This window comes from Pseudomonas sp. ML96 (genome assembly GCF_000761545.1).
In the GTDB taxonomy this organism is placed as follows: domain Bacteria; phylum Pseudomonadota; class Gammaproteobacteria; order Pseudomonadales; family Pseudomonadaceae; genus Aquipseudomonas.
The window spans coordinates 1-15,523 of record NZ_JPMY01000026.1 but is presented as its reverse complement, the minus strand read 5'-3'; the positions used below and the strand labels follow the sequence as shown (position 1 = coordinate 15,523).

Genomic DNA, 15,523 nt, shown 5'->3' with positions numbered 1-15,523 from the left:
TTTACCGTGGTCAACGTGGCCGATGGTGCCAACGTTGACGTGCGGTTTGTTACGTTCGAATTTTTCCTTAGCCACGACAGTAAACCTCTTACTTAAAGGGCGGGATTAGCCTTGTTTTTTAACCAGTGCTTCGACGATGTTCGACGGAGCTTCTGCGTACTTGGAGAATTCCATGGAGTAGCTTGCGCGACCCTGGGACATGGAACGAACGTCGGTCGCATAACCGAACATCTCGCCCAGCGGAACTTCGGCACGGATTACCTTACCGGAAACCGAATCTTCCATACCCTGGATCAGACCACGACGACGGTTCAGGTCACCCATCACGTCACCCATGTAGTCCTCAGGAGTCACTACCTCTACCTTCATGATCGGCTCAAGCACTTTACCACCGCCCTTCTGGGCCAGCTGCTTGGTCGCCATGGAGGCAGCGATCTTGAACGCCATCTCGTTGGAGTCGACGTCGTGGTAGGAACCATCGAACACGGTAGCCTTCAGGCCGATGAGCGGATAACCGGCAACAACGCCGTTCTTCATCTGCTCTTCGATGCCCTTCTGGATCGCCGGGATGTATTCCTTCGGAACCACACCACCCACGACTTCGTTGGCAAACACCAGACCTTCGGTGATGTTGCCCTTCTCATCCACATCAGCAGCAGAGAAGCGGATCCAGCAGTGACCGAACTGACCACGACCACCGGACTGACGAACGAACTTGCCTTCGATTTCGACGTTAACGCCGGTAATGGTTTCGCGATAGGAAACCTGCGGCTTGCCGATGTTGGCCTCGACGCCGAACTCGCGCTTCATGCGGTCGACGAGGATGTCCAGGTGCAGCTCACCCATACCGGAGATGATGGTCTGGCCGGTTTCTTCGTCGGTCTTGACGCGGAACGACGGGTCTTCCTGGGCCAGCTTGCCGAGGGCGATACCCATCTTCTCCTGGTCAGCCTTGGTCTTCGGCTCAACAGCTACCGAGATCACCGGCTCCGGGAAGTCCATACGCTCGAGGATGATCGGCTTGTCGATATCGCACAGGGTGTCACCGGTGGTGACGTCCTTCATGCCGATCAGAGCCGCGATGTCGCCAGCGCGCACTTCTTTGATCTCGTCACGCTGGTTGGCATGCATCTGCACCATACGACCAACGCGCTCTTTCTTGCCTTTCACGGAGTTGACGACCGATTGGCCGGACTCCAGAACGCCCGAGTAGACGCGCACGAAGGTCAGAGTACCAACGAACGGGTCGGTAGCGATCTTGAACGCGAGAGCGGAGAACGGCGCGGCGTCGTCAGCGTGACGCTCGTCGAACTGATCTTCGGTGACCTCATCCTTCGGAGTGTCGGCCAGGTCAGGGTGGATACCCTTGATCGGCGGAATCTCGGTCGGAGCAGGCAGGAAGTCGATGACGGCGTCGAGAACCAGGGGCACGCCCTTGTTCTTGAACGAGGAACCGCAGACAGCAGGAACGATTTCGCAGGCGATAGTACGCTGACGCAGGCCGGCCTTGATCTCTTCGATCGACAGCTCACCTTCTTCCAGGTACTTGTTCATCAGCTCTTCGCTGGCCTCGGCAGCCGCCTCGACCATGTTGCTGCGCCACTCGTTGGCCAGGTCGACCAGCTCGGCAGGGATCTCTTCCTCGCGGTAGGAGGTACCCTTGTCGTCTTCGCTCCAGTAGATGGCCTTCATCTTCATCAGGTCGATCTGACCCTGGAAGTCATCTTCCGCACCGATGGCCAGCTGAACCGGAACCGGGGTGTGACCCAGACGGTTTTTGATCTGACCGACAACGCGCAGGAAGTTGGCGCCGGCGCGGTCCATCTTGTTCACGTAAACGATACGCGGAACGCCGTACTTGTTGGCCTGACGCCATACGGTTTCGGACTGCGGCTCAACGCCGGAAGTGCCGCAGAACACCACGACAGCACCGTCCAGTACGCGCAGGGAGCGCTCAACTTCAATGGTGAAGTCTACGTGGCCGGGGGTGTCGATGACGTTTACGCGGTACTTGTCGTACTGACCACGCGAACCTTCCCAGAAGGTGGTGATCGCCGCGGAGGTAATGGTGATACCACGCTCCTGCTCCTGCACCATCCAGTCGGTGGTAGCAGCGCCGTCGTGCACCTCACCCATCTTGTGGCTGAGACCTGTGTAGAACAGGATCCGCTCGGTAGTGGTGGTCTTGCCCGCGTCAACGTGGGCGCAGATACCAATGTTCCGGTAGCGGTTGATTGCTGTATTACGAGCCATAAAGCCCTCGCAGAAGTATTGAAGCCGTAATTAGAAGCGGTAGTGCGAGAACGCTTTGTTGGCCTCGGCCATACGGTGCACGTCTTCACGCTTCTTGACTGCAGCGCCTTTGCCTTCGAAGGCATCCAGCAGCTCGCCAGCCAGGCGCAGAGCCATGGACTTCTCACCACGCTTGCGCGCGCTCTCCACCAGCCAACGCATGGCCAGGGCATTACGACGAGACGGACGAACTTCGACCGGAACCTGGTAGGTAGCACCGCCTACACGGCGGGACTTAACTTCGACCAGCGGAGCGATGGCGTCGAGAGCTTTCTCGAAGATCTCCAGGGGATCGGTGTTCTTGCGGGTTTTGACAGTCTCCAGGGCACCGTAAACGATGCGCTCGGCGACGGCCTTTTTGCCGCTTTCCATCACGTGGTTCATGAATTTAGCGAGGATCAGGCTTCCGTATTTCGGATCGTCCAGAATCTCACGCTTAGCTGCTACACGACGTCTTGGCATGATAAGCCCTCAAACGGTCTTCAGGTTAGCCCGGGACAAATGCCCGACCTTACTCTTATCGACTCAACAAAAAGAAAATTGGCGAACCGAATTACTTCGGACGCTTGGCACCGTACTTGGAGCGACCCTGCTTACGGTCTTTAACACCGGTGGTGTCCAGAGAACCGCGAACAGTGTGGTAGCGCACACCCGGAAGGTCTTTTACACGACCGCCACGGATCAGCACGACGCTGTGCTCTTGCAGGTTGTGACCTTCACCACCGATGTAGGAAGTGACTTCAAAACCGTTGGTCAGACGAACACGGCACACTTTACGCAGTGCGGAGTTCGGTTTCTTCGGCGTGGTGGTGTACACACGGGTGCACACGCCACGACGCTGCGGGCAGTTCTGCAGCGCAGGCACGTCGCTCTTCTCGACGAGACGCTTGCGCGGCTGGCGTACCAGCTGGTTGATAGTTGCCATCTATAAGCTCCACTGTTGTCTTTCGACGCTATTGCCCTAAAGCAAAATGGCAGAGCAAGCGCCCTGCCAAATTTAGGGGTGCATGAGTCTAAAGAGACTCCCGCCCCCAGTCAAGACAAGGCCCCGGGCGATTGCTCGCCCGGGGCCCCATCTCTATCAGTTGCCGCTGGAGTTCAGCGCTTCGGTCAGAGCCGCTTCGACCTCGCTCGCGCTCACGCGCTGAGGCTTGTCGGCTTCACGCTTGCGCTTACGCTCGCTGTGGTAGGCCAGGCCGGTACCGGCCGGAATCAGACGACCCACAACAACGTTCTCCTTCAGGCCGCGCAGGTAGTCGCGCTTGCCGGTCACAGCCGCTTCGGTCAGTACGCGGGTGGTTTCCTGGAAGGAAGCCGCGGAGATGAACGACTCGGTGGACAGCGAGGCCTTGGTGATACCCAGCAGAACGCGCTCGAACTTGGCGATGAACTTGTCTTCGCCCGCCAGCACTTCGTTCTCACCCAGGACGTGGGTCAGTTCCATCTGGTCGCCCTTGATGAAGCTGGAGTCGCCGGATTCGGTGATCTCAACCTTACGCAGCATCTGACGCAGGATGGTCTCGATGTGCTTGTCGTTGATCTTCACGCCCTGCAGGCGGTAAACGTCCTGGATCTCGTTGACGATGTACTTGGCCAGCGCGCTGACGCCCAGCAGACGCAGGATGTCGTGCGGATCGCTCGGGCCGTCGGAGATAACTTCGCCGCGGTTCACTTGTTCGCCTTCGAAGACGTTCAGGTGACGCCACTTCGGAATCAGCTCCTCGTACGGATCGCTGCCATCGGTCGGGGTGATGACCAGACGGCGCTTGCCCTTGGTCTCCTTACCGAAGGCGATGGTGCCGCTGATTTCCGCCAGGATCGAAGCTTCTTTCGGACGACGCGCTTCGAACAGGTCGGCAACGCGCGGCAGACCACCGGTGATGTCGCGGGTCTTCGAGGTTTCCTGCGGGATACGGGCGATCACGTCACCCACACCGACCTGGGCACCGTCGTTGACGTTGACCAGGGCGTTGGCCGGCAGGAAGTACTGGGCAGGTACGTCGGTACCCGGCAGCAGCAGCTCTTTGCCATTGGCGTCGACCAGCTTCACGGCCGGACGGATGTCCTTGCCAGCAGCCGGACGATCCTTCGGATCGAGAACCTCGATGTTGGTCAGGCCGGTCAGTTCGTCGGTCTGACGCTTGACGGTGATGCCCTCCTCCATGCCGACGAAGGTCACGGTACCCTTCATTTCGGTCACGATCGGGTGGGTGTGCGGGTCCCACTTGGCGACGATGGCGCCAGCGTCGACCTTGTCGCCTTCCTTCACGGAAATCACGGCACCGTACGGCAGCTTGTAGCGCTCACGCTCGCGACCGAACTCGTCGGCCACAGCCAGCTCGCCGGAACGCGATACGGCAACCAGGTTGCCGTCGGCACGCTCGACGTGCTTCAGGTTGTGCAGACGGATTGCGCCGCCGTTCTTCACCTGGACGTTGTCGACAGCCGAGGTACGCGAAGCCGCACCACCGATGTGGAAGGTACGCATGGTCAGCTGGGTACCCGGCTCACCGATCGACTGGGCAGCGATTACGCCGACAGCCTCACCGATGTTCACCTGGTGACCACGGGCCAGATCGCGGCCGTAGCACTTGGCGCAGATGCCATAACGGGTTTCGCAGCTGATCGGCGAGCGTACGGTCACTTCGTCGATGCTGTTGCGCTCGATGAACTCGACCCACTTCTCGTCAACCAGGGTACCGGCTGGAACGATGATCTCGTCGCTGCCCGGCTTCGGCACGTCCTTGGCAATTACACGGCCGAGTACGCGCTCACCGAGCGGCTCAACCACGTCGCCGCCTTCGATGTGCGGAGTCATCAGCAGACCGTGTTCGGTACCGCAGTCGACTTCGGTCACTACCAGGTCCTGGGCCACGTCGACCAGACGACGGGTCAGGTAACCGGAGTTCGCGGTCTTCAGTGCGGTATCCGCCAGACCTTTACGAGCACCGTGAGTGGAGATGAAGTACTGCAGTACGTTCAGACCTTCACGGAAGTTCGCGGTGATCGGAGTCTCGATGATGGAGCCGTCCGGCTTGGCCATCAGACCACGCATACCGGCCAGCTGACGGATCTGGGCGGCGCTACCACGAGCACCGGAGTCCGCCATCATGTACATGGAGTTGAAGGACTCCTGGTCGACGGTCTTGCCTTCGCGGTCGACGACCTTCTCTTTCGAGAGGTTGGCCATCATCGCCTTGGACACTTCGTCGTTAGCCTTGGACCAGAGGTCGATCACCTTGTTGTACTTCTCGCCCTGGGTTACCAGGCCGGAGGCGTACTGCGATTCGATTTCCTTCACCTCGTCGGTGGCGGCATCGATGATGCGCGCCTTCTCGTCCGGGATGACGAAGTCGTTCACGCCGATCGACACACCGGAGATGGTCGAGTAGGCGAAACCGGTGTACATCAGCTGGTCGGCGAAGATCACGGTGTCCTTCAGACCAACGGTGCGGTAGCACTGGTTGATCAGCTTGGAGATCGCCTTCTTCTTCATCGACTGGTTGACCACGTCATAGGACAGGCCGGCCGGTACGATCTGGAACAGCAGCGCGCGGCCGACGGTGGTGTCGACGATGCGGGTGTTCTTGACCAGGCTGCCGTCCTTCTGCTTGACGGTCTCGTTGATGCGCACCTTGACCTTGGCGTGCAGGGAAGCTTCGCCGGCGCGGAATACGCGGTCGACTTCCTGCAGGTCGGCGAATACGCGACCTTCGCCCTTGGCGTTGATGGCTTCACGGGTCATGTAGTACAGACCCAGTACCACGTCCTGCGACGGCACGATGATCGGCTCGCCGTTGGCGGGCGACAGCACGTTGTTGGTGGACATCATCAGCGCGCGAGCTTCCAGCTGAGCCTCGAGGGTCAGCGGAACGTGCACGGCCATCTGGTCACCGTCGAAGTCGGCGTTGTACGCGGCGCAGACCAGCGGGTGCAGCTGGATGGCTTTACCTTCGATCAGAACCGGTTCGAACGCCTGGATGCCCAGACGGTGCAGGGTCGGTGCGCGGTTGAGCAGCACGGGGTGTTCGCGGATGACTTCGGCGAGAACGTCCCAAACCTCGGGCAGTTCGCGCTCAACCATCTTCTTGGCCGCTTTGATGGTGGTGGCCATGCCGCGGGCTTCGAGCTTGCCGAAAATGAACGGCTTGAACAGCTCGAGGGCCATCTTCTTCGGCAGACCGCACTGGTGCAGGCGCAGGGTCGGGCCCACGGTAATTACGGAACGACCGGAGTAGTCCACGCGCTTACCGAGCAGGTTCTGACGGAAGCGACCTTGCTTACCTTTGATCATGTCGGCCAGGGACTTCAGCGGACGCTTGTTCGAGCCAGTGATGGCGCGACCGCGACGGCCGTTGTCGAGCAGGGCGTCGACCGCTTCCTGCAGCATGCGCTTTTCGTTGCGCACGATGATGTCCGGAGCGGCCAGATCGAGCAGGCGCTTCAGACGGTTGTTACGGTTGATCACGCGACGATATAGATCGTTCAGATCGGAAGTCGCGAAGCGGCCGCCATCCAGCGGAACCAGCGGACGCAGGTCCGGCGGCAGCACCGGCAGAACGGTCAGAACCATCCACTCCGGGTGGTTGCCGGAGTCCTTGAAGGCTTCCATCAGCTTCAGGCGCTTGGACAGCTTCTTGATCTTGGTCTCGGAGTTGGTCTGCGGAATCTCTTCGCGCAGGCGGCCGATCTCGTGATCCAGGTCGATAGCGTTGAGCAGCTCGCGAACGGCCTCGGCGCCCATGCGCGCGTCGAAGTCGTCACCGAACTCTTCGAGGGCTTCGAAGTACTGCTCGTCGTTCAGCAGCTGGCCCTTCTCCAGGGTGGTCATGCCCGGATCGATCACTACGTAGCTCTCGAAATAGAGCACGCGCTCGATGTCACGCAGGGTCATGTCCAGCAGCAGGCCGATACGGGACGGCAGGGACTTCAGGAACCAGATGTGGGCGACCGGCGAAGCCAGTTCGATGTGCGCCATGCGCTCACGACGGACTTTGGCCAGAGCCACTTCCACGCCGCACTTCTCGCAGATCACGCCGCGATGCTTGAGGCGCTTGTACTTACCGCACAGGCACTCGTAGTCCTTCACCGGGCCAAAGATCTTGGCGCAGAACAGGCCATCGCGCTCAGGCTTGAAGGTACGGTAGTTGATGGTTTCCGGTTTTTTCACTTCACCGAAAGACCAGGAACGGATCATCTCAGGCGAAGCCAGACCGATACGGATCGCATCGAACTCTTCAACCTGACCCTGGTTTTTCAACAGATTCAGCAAGTCTTTCAAGGCCTTTCCTCCTCACAGACTCGCTGCGGCCGACGTTGCGGCCGCAGCAAGGCGTGTTATTCGGTTTCCAGTTCGATGTCGATACCGAGCGAGCGGATCTCTTTGATCAACACGTTGAAGGACTCGGGCATGCCGGCCTCCATGCGGTGATCGCCGTCCACGATGTTCTTGTACATCTTGGTCCGGCCGTTCACGTCGTCCGACTTCACGGTCAGCATTTCCTGCAGGGTGTAGGCGGCGCCGTAGGCTTCCAGCGCCCAGACCTCCATCTCACCGAAGCGCTGACCACCGAACTGCGCCTTACCACCCAGCGGCTGCTGGGTAACCAGGCTGTAGGAACCGGTGGAACGGGCGTGCATCTTGTCGTCGACCAGGTGGTTCAGCTTGAGCATGTACATGTAGCCGACGGTGGTAGGGCGCTCGAACTGGTTACCGGTACGGCCGTCGGTCAGGCGCATCTGGCCGCTTTCCGGCAGATCGGCCAGCTTCAGCATCGCCTTGATCTCGCTTTCCTTGGCACCGTCGAACACGGCGGTAGCCATCGGCACGCCGCCTTTCAGGTTCTTCGCCAGGTCGAGGATCTCGGTATCCGAGAAGGTGTCCAGGCTTTCCTGACGACCACCGATCTCGTTGTAGATCTCGTTGAGGAACTTGCGCAGCTCGGCGATCTTGCGCTGCTCTTCGAGCATGCGATTGATCTTCTCGCCCAGGCCCTTGGCCGCCAGGCCCAGGTGGGTTTCGAGGATCTGACCAACGTTCATACGCGACGGTACGCCCAGCGGGTTGAGGACGATGTCGACCGGGGTGCCATTGGCATCGTGCGGCATGTCTTCGACCGGCATGATCACGGAGACCACACCCTTGTTACCGTGACGACCGGCCATCTTGTCGCCCGGCTGGATGCGACGCTTGATCGCCAGGTAGACCTTGACGATCTTCAGTACGCCCGGAGCCAGGTCATCGCCCTGCTGCAGCTTGCGCTTCTTGTCTTCGAACTTGTCGTCCAGCAGCTGGCGACGGTCACTGATGTAGGCCTGGGCCTTCTCCAGCTGCTCGTTCAGAGCGTCGTCGGCCATGCGCAGTTTGAACCACTGACCGCGCTCCAGACCGTCCAGGTAGGCGTCATCGATGACAGCGCCTTTCTTCAGGCCGGCACCGCCTTCAGCCTTGGCACCAACCAGGGCGGAACGCAGACGCTCGAAGGTCGCGCCCTCGACGATGCGGAACTCTTCGTTCAGGTCCTTGCGGATCTCGTCGAGTTGCTGCTTCTCGATGGCCAGGGCGCGGCTGTCGCGCTCGACGCCGTCACGGGTGAAGACCTGTACGTCGATGACGGTACCCTTGGTGCCGGTCGGCACGCGCAGGGAGGTGTCCTTAACGTCGGACGCCTTCTCACCGAAGATCGCACGCAGCAGCTTCTCTTCCGGAGTCAGCTGGGTCTCGCCTTTCGGAGTGACCTTGCCGACCAGGATGTCGCCGGCCAGTACTTCGGCGCCGACGTAGACGATACCGGCTTCGTCCAGCTTGTTCAGCGCAGCCTCACCCACGTTCGGGATGTCTGCGGTGATTTCCTCTGGGCCAAGCTTGGTGTCACGGGCCACACAGGTCAGTTCCTGAATGTGGATCGTGGTGAAGCGGTCTTCCTGGACCACGCGTTCGGACAGGCAGATGGAGTCTTCGAAGTTGAAGCCGTTCCACGGCATGAACGCTACGCGCATGTTCTGACCCAGAGCCAGCTCACCCATATCGGTGGACGGACCGTCGGCCATGATGTCGCCGCGCGAAACCTTGTCACCCTTGCTCACCAGCGGACGCTGGTTGATGCAGGTGTTCTGGTTGGAGCGGGTGTACTTGGTCAGGTTGTAGATATCGACACCGGCTTCACCGGTTTCGACTTCGTCGTCGGCTACGCGAACCACGATACGGCTGGCGTCGACGGAGTCGATCACGCCGCCACGACGGGCCACGACGCAGACACCGGAGTCACGGGCGACGTTGCGCTCCATGCCGGTACCAACCAGGGGCTTGTCGGCACGCAGGGTCGGCACGGCCTGACGCTGCATGTTCGAACCCATGAGTGCACGGTTGGCGTCGTCGTGCTCGAGGAACGGAATCAGCGAGGCAGCGACGGAAACGACCTGCTTCGGCGACACGTCCATCAGAGTCACGTCTTCCGGCGCCTTGACAGTGAACTCGTTGAGGTGACGCACGTTCACCAGTTCGTCGACCAGCTGGCCCTTGGCGTTCATGGTCGCCGAAGCCTGGGCGATCACGTGATCGGCCTCTTCGATGGCGGACAGGAACACGATCTCGTCGGTGACCTGAGTGTCCTTCACCACGCGGTACGGGCTTTCCAGGAAGCCGTACTGGTTGGTGCGGGCATAGGCGGCCAGGGAGTTGATCAGACCGATGTTCGGACCTTCAGGGGTCTCGATCGGGCACACGCGGCCGTAGTGGGTCGGGTGTACGTCGCGGACTTCGAAGCCGGCGCGCTCACGGGTCAGACCACCTGGGCCGAGTGCGGAAACGCGGCGCTTGTGGGTGATCTCGGAGAGCGGGTTGTTCTGGTCCATGAACTGCGAGAGCTGGCTGGAGCCGAAGAACTCTTTCACCGCCGCCGCAACCGGCTTGGCGTTGATCAGGTCTTGCGGCATCAGGCCTTCACTTTCAGCCATCGACAGACGCTCTTTGACCGCGCGCTCTACACGCACCAGGCCAACGCGGAACTGGTTCTCGGCCATCTCGCCGACGCAACGTACGCGACGGTTACCCAGGTGGTCGATGTCGTCGACGATACCTTTGCCGTTACGGATATCGACCAGAGTCTTCAGTACGTCGACGATGTCCTCTTTGGACAGAACGCCGGAACCTTCGATCTCGCTGCGACCGATACGACGGTTGAACTTCATGCGGCCAACGGCGGACAGGTCGTAACGCTCGGCGCTGAAGAACAGGTTGTTGAACAGGGTCTCGGCAGCATCCTTGGTTGGCGGCTCGCCAGGACGCATCATGCGGTAGATCTCGACCAGGGCTTCCAGCTGGTTGCCGGTGGAGTCGATCTTCAGCGTGTCGGAGATGAACGGACCGCAGTCGATGTCGTTGGTGTACAGGGTCTCGATGCGGACGACCTGAGCCTTGACGATCTTGGCCAGCAGCTCGGTGGTCAGCTCGGTGTTGCACTCGGCAACGATCTCGCCGGTAGCCGGGTGCACGATGACCTTGGCGGTGGTGCGGCCCAGCAGGTAGTCGATCGGGACTTCCAGCTCTTTGATGCCAGCCTTGTCGATCTGGTTGATGTGGCGCGCGGTGATACGGCGGCCTTGCTCAACGATGACCTTGCCCTTCTCGTCCTTGATGTCGAACGCAGCGATCTCACCACGCAGACGCGACGGCACCAGTTCCAGGTTGAGGGTCTCGCCCTTCACGTGGAACACGTTGGTGTCGTAGAAGGCGTTCAGCACTTCCTCGGTGCTGTAGCCCAGGGCACGCAGCAGGACGGAAGCCGGCAGCTTGCGGCGACGGTCGATACGAACGAACACGCAGTCCTTCGGATCGAACTCGAAGTCCAGCCAGGAACCGCGGTAAGGAATGATGCGCGCGGAGTACAGCAGCTTGCCGGAGCTGTGGGTCTTGCCACGGTCGTGGTCGAAGAACACACCCGGGGAGCGGTGCAGCTGGGAGACGATCACACGCTCGGTACCGTTGATGATGAAGGTACCGTTCTCGGTCATGAGCGGAATCTCGCCCATGTACACTTCTTGCTCTTTGATGTCCTTGATCGCTTTGTTCGACGACTCTTTGTCGAAGATGATCAGACGGACTTTAACGCGCAGCGGCACGGCGAAGGTCACGCCACGCAGCACGCACTCTTTGACGTCGAACGCCGGCTCGCCCAGGCGATAGCCGACGTACTCGAGAGCCGCGTTGCCGGAGTAGCTGATGATCGGGAATACGGACTTGAAGGCCGCATGCAGGCCAACGTCGCGGAACTGCTCCTTGCTCACTCCTTGCTGCAGGAATTCGCGATACGAATCCAGCTGGATGGCCAGGAGATAAGGCACATCCATCACGTCCGGCAACTTGCTAAAGTCCTTGCGGATACGTTTTTTCTCAGTGTATGAGTAAGCCATCAGCGTTCCCCAGCTTGGTCACCTGCTTGTTTGGCCACTGCCGGCGGCAATGACCAGAAAATCGTGCAAACCCTTTGGTTTGCGCCGCCCTCGGGCGGGACTTTCGCGCCATGAACAACGGCATTTCGGCCGTCGCCCATAACGGAAAAAGGCCGGTGGCATTTGCCACCAGCCATCAGCCTTTCGCTTAACGCTCGGGCTGTAGACGCAAGACGCGAGCTTACTTGAGCTCGACCTTGGCGCCAGCTTCTTCCAGCTTCTTCTTGGCGTCTTCAGCAGCTTCTTTGGTCAGGCCTTCGGCGATGACTTGAGGAGCGGTGTCGACTTTCTCTTTGGCTTCTTTCAGACCCAGACCGGTCAGCTCGCGAACAGCCTTGATCACGTTGACTTTCTTGTCGCCGGCTTCGGCCAGAACAACGTTGAACTCGGTTTGCTCTTCAGCAGCGGCAGCAGCCGGGCCAGCAGCAGCAACGGTGGCAGCAGCGGCGGTAACGCCGAACTTCTCTTCCATCGCTTTGATCAGCTCAACAACTTCCAGAACGGTTTTCTGGCCGATGGCTTCGATGATTTGCTCGTTAGTCAGAGACATGACTTAAATCCTGTATTGGGGTGACAGCCTACGCAGCCATCAAATTAAACATATGATTTGAAAGGTACTTCCGCGCCTTAGGCGGCGGTAGCTTCTTTCTGGTCGCGAACGGCCGCCAGAGTACGAGCCAGCTTGCTGGTAGCGCCTTGAATCACGCTCATCAGCTGCGAAATGGCTTCGTCGTAGGTCGGCAGAGTTGCCAGTACGTCGATCTGGTTTGCTGCGAGGAACTTGCCCTCGAACGCAGCTGCCTTGATCTCGAACTTGTCGTTACCTTTAGCGAACTCTTTGAACAGACGGGCAGCAGCGCCCGGGTGCTCGTTGGAGAAAGCGATCAAGGTCGGGCCAGCGAAAACGTCGTTGAGGATACTGTATTCAGTATCAGCAACTGCACGCTTGAGCAGGGTGTTACGTACGACTTTCACGTACACACCAGCTTCACGAGCCTCTTTACGGAGTCCGGTCATTGCACCAACAGTCACACCGCGGGCATCAGCCACAACAGCGGACAGGGCGACTTTGGCAGCCTCGTTGACTTCAGCGACGATGGCCTTCTTGTCTTCGAGTTTAATTGCCACGGGTAAAACTCCTGCTTGTTACCGTTTCACCTGATCGAAACCAGGTGTCGTTTTGGTGTCTGATTCGGTAAGGAATCGGGAGCACCATCTGCGTAGGCTTGTGGAGATCGCTCTCCGGGTTTAAGGCTTGCGCCGCCTACGGTCTTGGATAGCCCCCGCCAGGCAGGGACCCCAATCTTTGCAGGCCGGTGGACGAGTCCGCCGGCCGTATCACTTAGGCTTCCAGGGACGCCTGATCGATCACCAGACCCGGACCCATGGTGGTGCTCAGGGTCACGCGCTTGACGTACACACCTTTGGAGGTGGACGGCTTCAGACGCTTCAGGTCAGACAGCAGGGCTTCCACGTTCTGCTTCAGCGCAGCGGCTTCGAAGCCGACCTTGCCTACGGAGGTGTGGATGATGCCGTTCTTGTCGGTACGGAAACGCACCTGACCAGCCTTGGCGTTCTTGACAGCGGTAGCGACGTCCGGAGTCACGGTGCCGACTTTCGGGTTCGGCATCAGACCGCGCGGACCGAGAACCTGACCCAGTTGGCCGACGACGCGCATGGCGTCCGGGGAGGCGATGACTACGTCGTAGTTCAGATCGCCAGCCTTCATCTCGGCAGCCAGTTCGTCCATACCGACTTTGTCGGCGCCGGCAGCCAGAGCGGCTTCAGCAGCCGGACCCTGGGTGAACACGGCAACGCGGACGGTCTTGCCAGTGCCGTTCGGCAGCACGGTGGCGCCACGAACAACCTGGTCGGATTTACGCGGATCTACACCCAGGTTCACGGAGACGTCGAAGGACTCGGTGAACTTGACGGTGGACAGCTCGGCCAGCAGTTTGGCGGCTTCTTCGAAGTTGTAAGCCTTGCCGGCTTCTACTTTCTCGGCGATAGCCTTCTGGCGCTTGGTCAGCTTAGCCATTACACACCCTCCACGTTCAGGCCCATGCTACGCGCGGAGCCGGCGATGGTACGCACGGCCGCATCCAGGTCAGCTGCGGTCAGATCGGCCTGCTTGGTCTTGGCGATCTCTTCCAGCTGAGCACGGGTAACGGTGCCAACTTTGACGGTGTTCGGACGAGCGGAACCGCTGGTCAGGCCGGCGGCCTTCTTCAGCAGCACCGAAGCCGGGGTGCTTTTGGTTTCAAAGGTGAAGCTGCGGTCGCTGTAAACGGTGATGATCACAGGAGTCGGCAGACCAGGTTCCATGCCCTGAGTCTTGGCGTTGAACGCCTTGCAGAATTCCATGATGTTCACGCCGTGCTGACCCAGAGCCGGACCAACGGGCGGCGACGGGTTGGCCTGGCCGGCCTTTACTTGCAGCTTGATGTAAGCCTGAATCTTCTTAGCCATGAGCTACTCCAATATCGGGTCAGACGCTTCAACGAAGCTCCCCGGTTAGTACGCATTTATCCCAGTGACGACAAAACCCCGCAGCCAGCGGCTGCGGGGTACGGGATGCATTGTCCAGTTATGCCTTCTCGACCTGACTGAACTCCAGCTCCACCGGCGTGGAGCGACCGAAAATAAGCACGGCCACTTGGATCCGACTCTTTTCGTAGTTAACTTCTTCAACCACGCCATTGAAGTCGGCAAACGGACCATCAATGACACGAACAGTTTCACCCGGCTCGAACAGAGTCTTCGGCTTCGGCTTGTCACCGCTATCGGCAACACGACGCAGAATGGCGTCAGCCTCTTTCTCGGTGATCGGCGCAGGCTTATCAGCAGTACCACCGATGAAGCCCATGACGCGCGGCGTGTCCTTGATCAAGTGCCAAGTCGCCTCGTTCATTTCCATCTGAACCAGCACATAGCCAGGGAAGAACTTGCGCTCGCTCTTGCGCTTCTGGCCGTTACGCATTTCCACCACTTCTTCGGTGGGAACCAGAATTTCGCCGAACTCGTCTTCCATGCCAGCCAGCTTGACGCGCTCGATCAGCGAGCGCATGACATGCTTCTCGTAACCCGAGTAAGCATGCACAACGTACCAACGCTTAGCCACGGGACACCCTTAACCGACAATCAACGAAACAAGCCAACCCAGCAGACTGTCCAGGCCCCACAGGACCAGCGACATCACCAGAACCACAGCAACCACGATCAGAGTGGTCTGAGTGGTTTCCTGGCGAGTCGGCCAGACAACCTTGCGAATCTCGATGCGCGCTTCTTTTGCCAGAGCAAAGAACGCCTGACCTTTCGCAGTCTGCAGCGCAACAAAACCAACAACCACGGCCAGAGCCAGCAGCGCCAGTACGCGATACAGAAGCGGTTCAGCCGAGAAGTACTGATTGCCGACAACACCAGCGACGACCAGAGCAGCTACCGCGAGCCACTTCAGCACATCAAAGCGGGAGTTTTGAGCTTCAGCTTTGGCATTCATGAGAAAACCCTGTTGAAAGAAACGCCAGATCCACTTCTAACCAGGAATCTGGCAGGCCAGGAGGGAATCGAACCCCCAACCTGCGGTTTTGGAGACCGCCGCTCTGCCAATTGAGCTACTGGCCTAAAATCGAAGTAAGGCCGACCATTATGCCGGCCTTACCAAGGCAGATCAACCGATTACTCGATGACCTTAGCAACCACGCCAGCACCAACGGTACGGCCGCCCTCGCGAATTGCGAAACGCAGGCCGTCGTCCATGGCGATCGGCTTGATCAGGGTG

Annotated in this window: 11 protein-coding genes, 1 tRNA gene and 2 pseudogenes; all 14 read right to left on the bottom strand. The window is 59.6% G+C overall.

All coding sequences use genetic code 11. From position 1 onward, the window contains the following. Positions 1 to 75, bottom strand: a pseudogene (locus IP89_RS23385) (elongation factor Tu); the annotation flags it as partial. 30 nt (positions 76 to 105) lie between these two features. Then, positions 106 to 2,253 carry an elongation factor G gene (fusA, locus tag IP89_RS14460; RefSeq protein ID WP_043310292.1) on the bottom strand — a complete coding sequence of 716 codons (2,148 nt, stop codon included), beginning with the start codon at positions 2,251 to 2,253 and terminating at the stop codon, positions 106 to 108. Between the two features lie 30 nt (positions 2,254 to 2,283). After that, positions 2,284 to 2,754 carry a 30S ribosomal protein S7 gene (rpsG, locus tag IP89_RS14455; RefSeq protein WP_043310291.1) on the bottom strand — a complete coding sequence of 157 codons (471 nt, stop codon included), beginning with the start codon at positions 2,752 to 2,754 and terminating at the stop codon, positions 2,284 to 2,286. Positions 2,755 to 2,845: 91 nt separating this feature from the next. Continuing rightward, positions 2,846 to 3,217 carry a 30S ribosomal protein S12 gene (gene rpsL / locus IP89_RS14450; RefSeq protein ID WP_043310290.1) on the bottom strand — a complete coding sequence of 124 codons (372 nt, stop codon included), beginning with the start codon at positions 3,215 to 3,217 and terminating at the stop codon, positions 2,846 to 2,848. A gap of 156 nt (positions 3,218 to 3,373) precedes the next feature. Continuing rightward, positions 3,374 to 7,573: a DNA-directed RNA polymerase subunit beta' gene (rpoC, locus tag IP89_RS14445; protein WP_043310288.1), complete on the bottom strand. Its 4,200-nt coding sequence runs from the start codon at positions 7,571 to 7,573 to the stop codon at positions 3,374 to 3,376. Positions 7,574 to 7,629: 56 nt separating this feature from the next. Next, positions 7,630 to 11,703 carry a DNA-directed RNA polymerase subunit beta gene (gene rpoB / locus IP89_RS14440; protein WP_043310287.1) on the bottom strand — a complete coding sequence of 1,358 codons (4,074 nt, stop codon included), beginning with the start codon at positions 11,701 to 11,703 and terminating at the stop codon, positions 7,630 to 7,632. 220 nt (positions 11,704 to 11,923) lie between these two features. Next, complete coding sequence (gene rplL, locus IP89_RS14435) at positions 11,924 to 12,292, bottom strand: 50S ribosomal protein L7/L12 (RefSeq protein ID WP_043310286.1); 369 nt, start codon at positions 12,290 to 12,292, stop codon at positions 11,924 to 11,926. Between the two features lie 77 nt (positions 12,293 to 12,369). Continuing rightward, positions 12,370 to 12,870, bottom strand: coding sequence for a 50S ribosomal protein L10 (rplJ, locus tag IP89_RS14430; protein WP_043310285.1), 501 nt, complete (start codon positions 12,868 to 12,870; stop codon positions 12,370 to 12,372). A 214-nt stretch (positions 12,871 to 13,084) separates the two neighbouring features. Beyond that, the gene (rplA, locus tag IP89_RS14425; protein WP_043310284.1) at positions 13,085 to 13,780 is read right to left on the bottom strand and encodes a 50S ribosomal protein L1; all 696 of its coding nucleotides are present in this window, start codon (positions 13,778 to 13,780) and stop codon (positions 13,085 to 13,087) included. Continuing rightward, a complete protein-coding gene (gene rplK / locus IP89_RS14420) occupies positions 13,780 to 14,211 on the bottom strand; it encodes a 50S ribosomal protein L11 (RefSeq protein ID WP_004373444.1) in 432 nt (143 codons plus the stop codon). The genes rplA and rplK overlap by 1 nt, the downstream gene beginning before the upstream one ends. Positions 14,212 to 14,329: 118 nt before the next feature. After that, on the bottom strand, positions 14,330 to 14,863 hold the full coding sequence (gene nusG, locus IP89_RS14415) for a transcription termination/antitermination protein NusG (RefSeq protein WP_021702718.1): 534 nt from the start codon (positions 14,861 to 14,863) through the stop codon (positions 14,330 to 14,332). 9 nt (positions 14,864 to 14,872) lie between these two features. Then, entirely contained in the window at positions 14,873 to 15,241 is a 369-nt protein-coding gene (gene secE, locus IP89_RS14410; RefSeq protein WP_043310282.1) for a preprotein translocase subunit SecE, read from the bottom strand. A gap of 49 nt (positions 15,242 to 15,290) precedes the next feature. Next, a tRNA-Trp gene (locus tag IP89_RS14405) sits at positions 15,291 to 15,366 on the bottom strand. 54 nt (positions 15,367 to 15,420) lie between these two features. After that, positions 15,421 to 15,523: pseudogene (locus IP89_RS23050) on the bottom strand (elongation factor Tu); the annotation flags it as partial.

Bases quoted from the DNA above. Each gene is read 5' to 3' on its own strand.
- fusA (WP_043310292.1), bottom strand. From the start codon at position 2,253: ATGGCTCGTAATACAGCAATCAACCGCTACCGGAACATTGGTATCTGC.
- rpsG (WP_043310291.1), bottom strand. From the start codon at position 2,754: ATGCCAAGACGTCGTGTAGCAGCTAAGCGTGAGATTCTGGACGATCCG.
- rpsL (WP_043310290.1), bottom strand. From the start codon at position 3,217: ATGGCAACTATCAACCAGCTGGTACGCCAGCCGCGCAAGCGTCTCGTC.
- rpoB (WP_043310287.1), bottom strand. From the start codon at position 11,703: ATGGCTTACTCATACACTGAGAAAAAACGTATCCGCAAGGACTTTAGC.
- rplL (WP_043310286.1), bottom strand. From the start codon at position 12,292: ATGTCTCTGACTAACGAGCAAATCATCGAAGCCATCGGCCAGAAAACC.
- rplA (WP_043310284.1), bottom strand. From the start codon at position 13,780: ATGGCTAAGCTGACCAAGCGCCAGAAGGCTATCGCCGAGAAAGTAGAA.
- rplK (WP_004373444.1), bottom strand. From the start codon at position 14,211: ATGGCTAAGAAGATTCAGGCTTACATCAAGCTGCAAGTAAAGGCCGGC.
- secE (WP_043310282.1), bottom strand. From the start codon at position 15,241: ATGAATGCCAAAGCTGAAGCTCAAAACTCCCGCTTTGATGTGCTGAAG.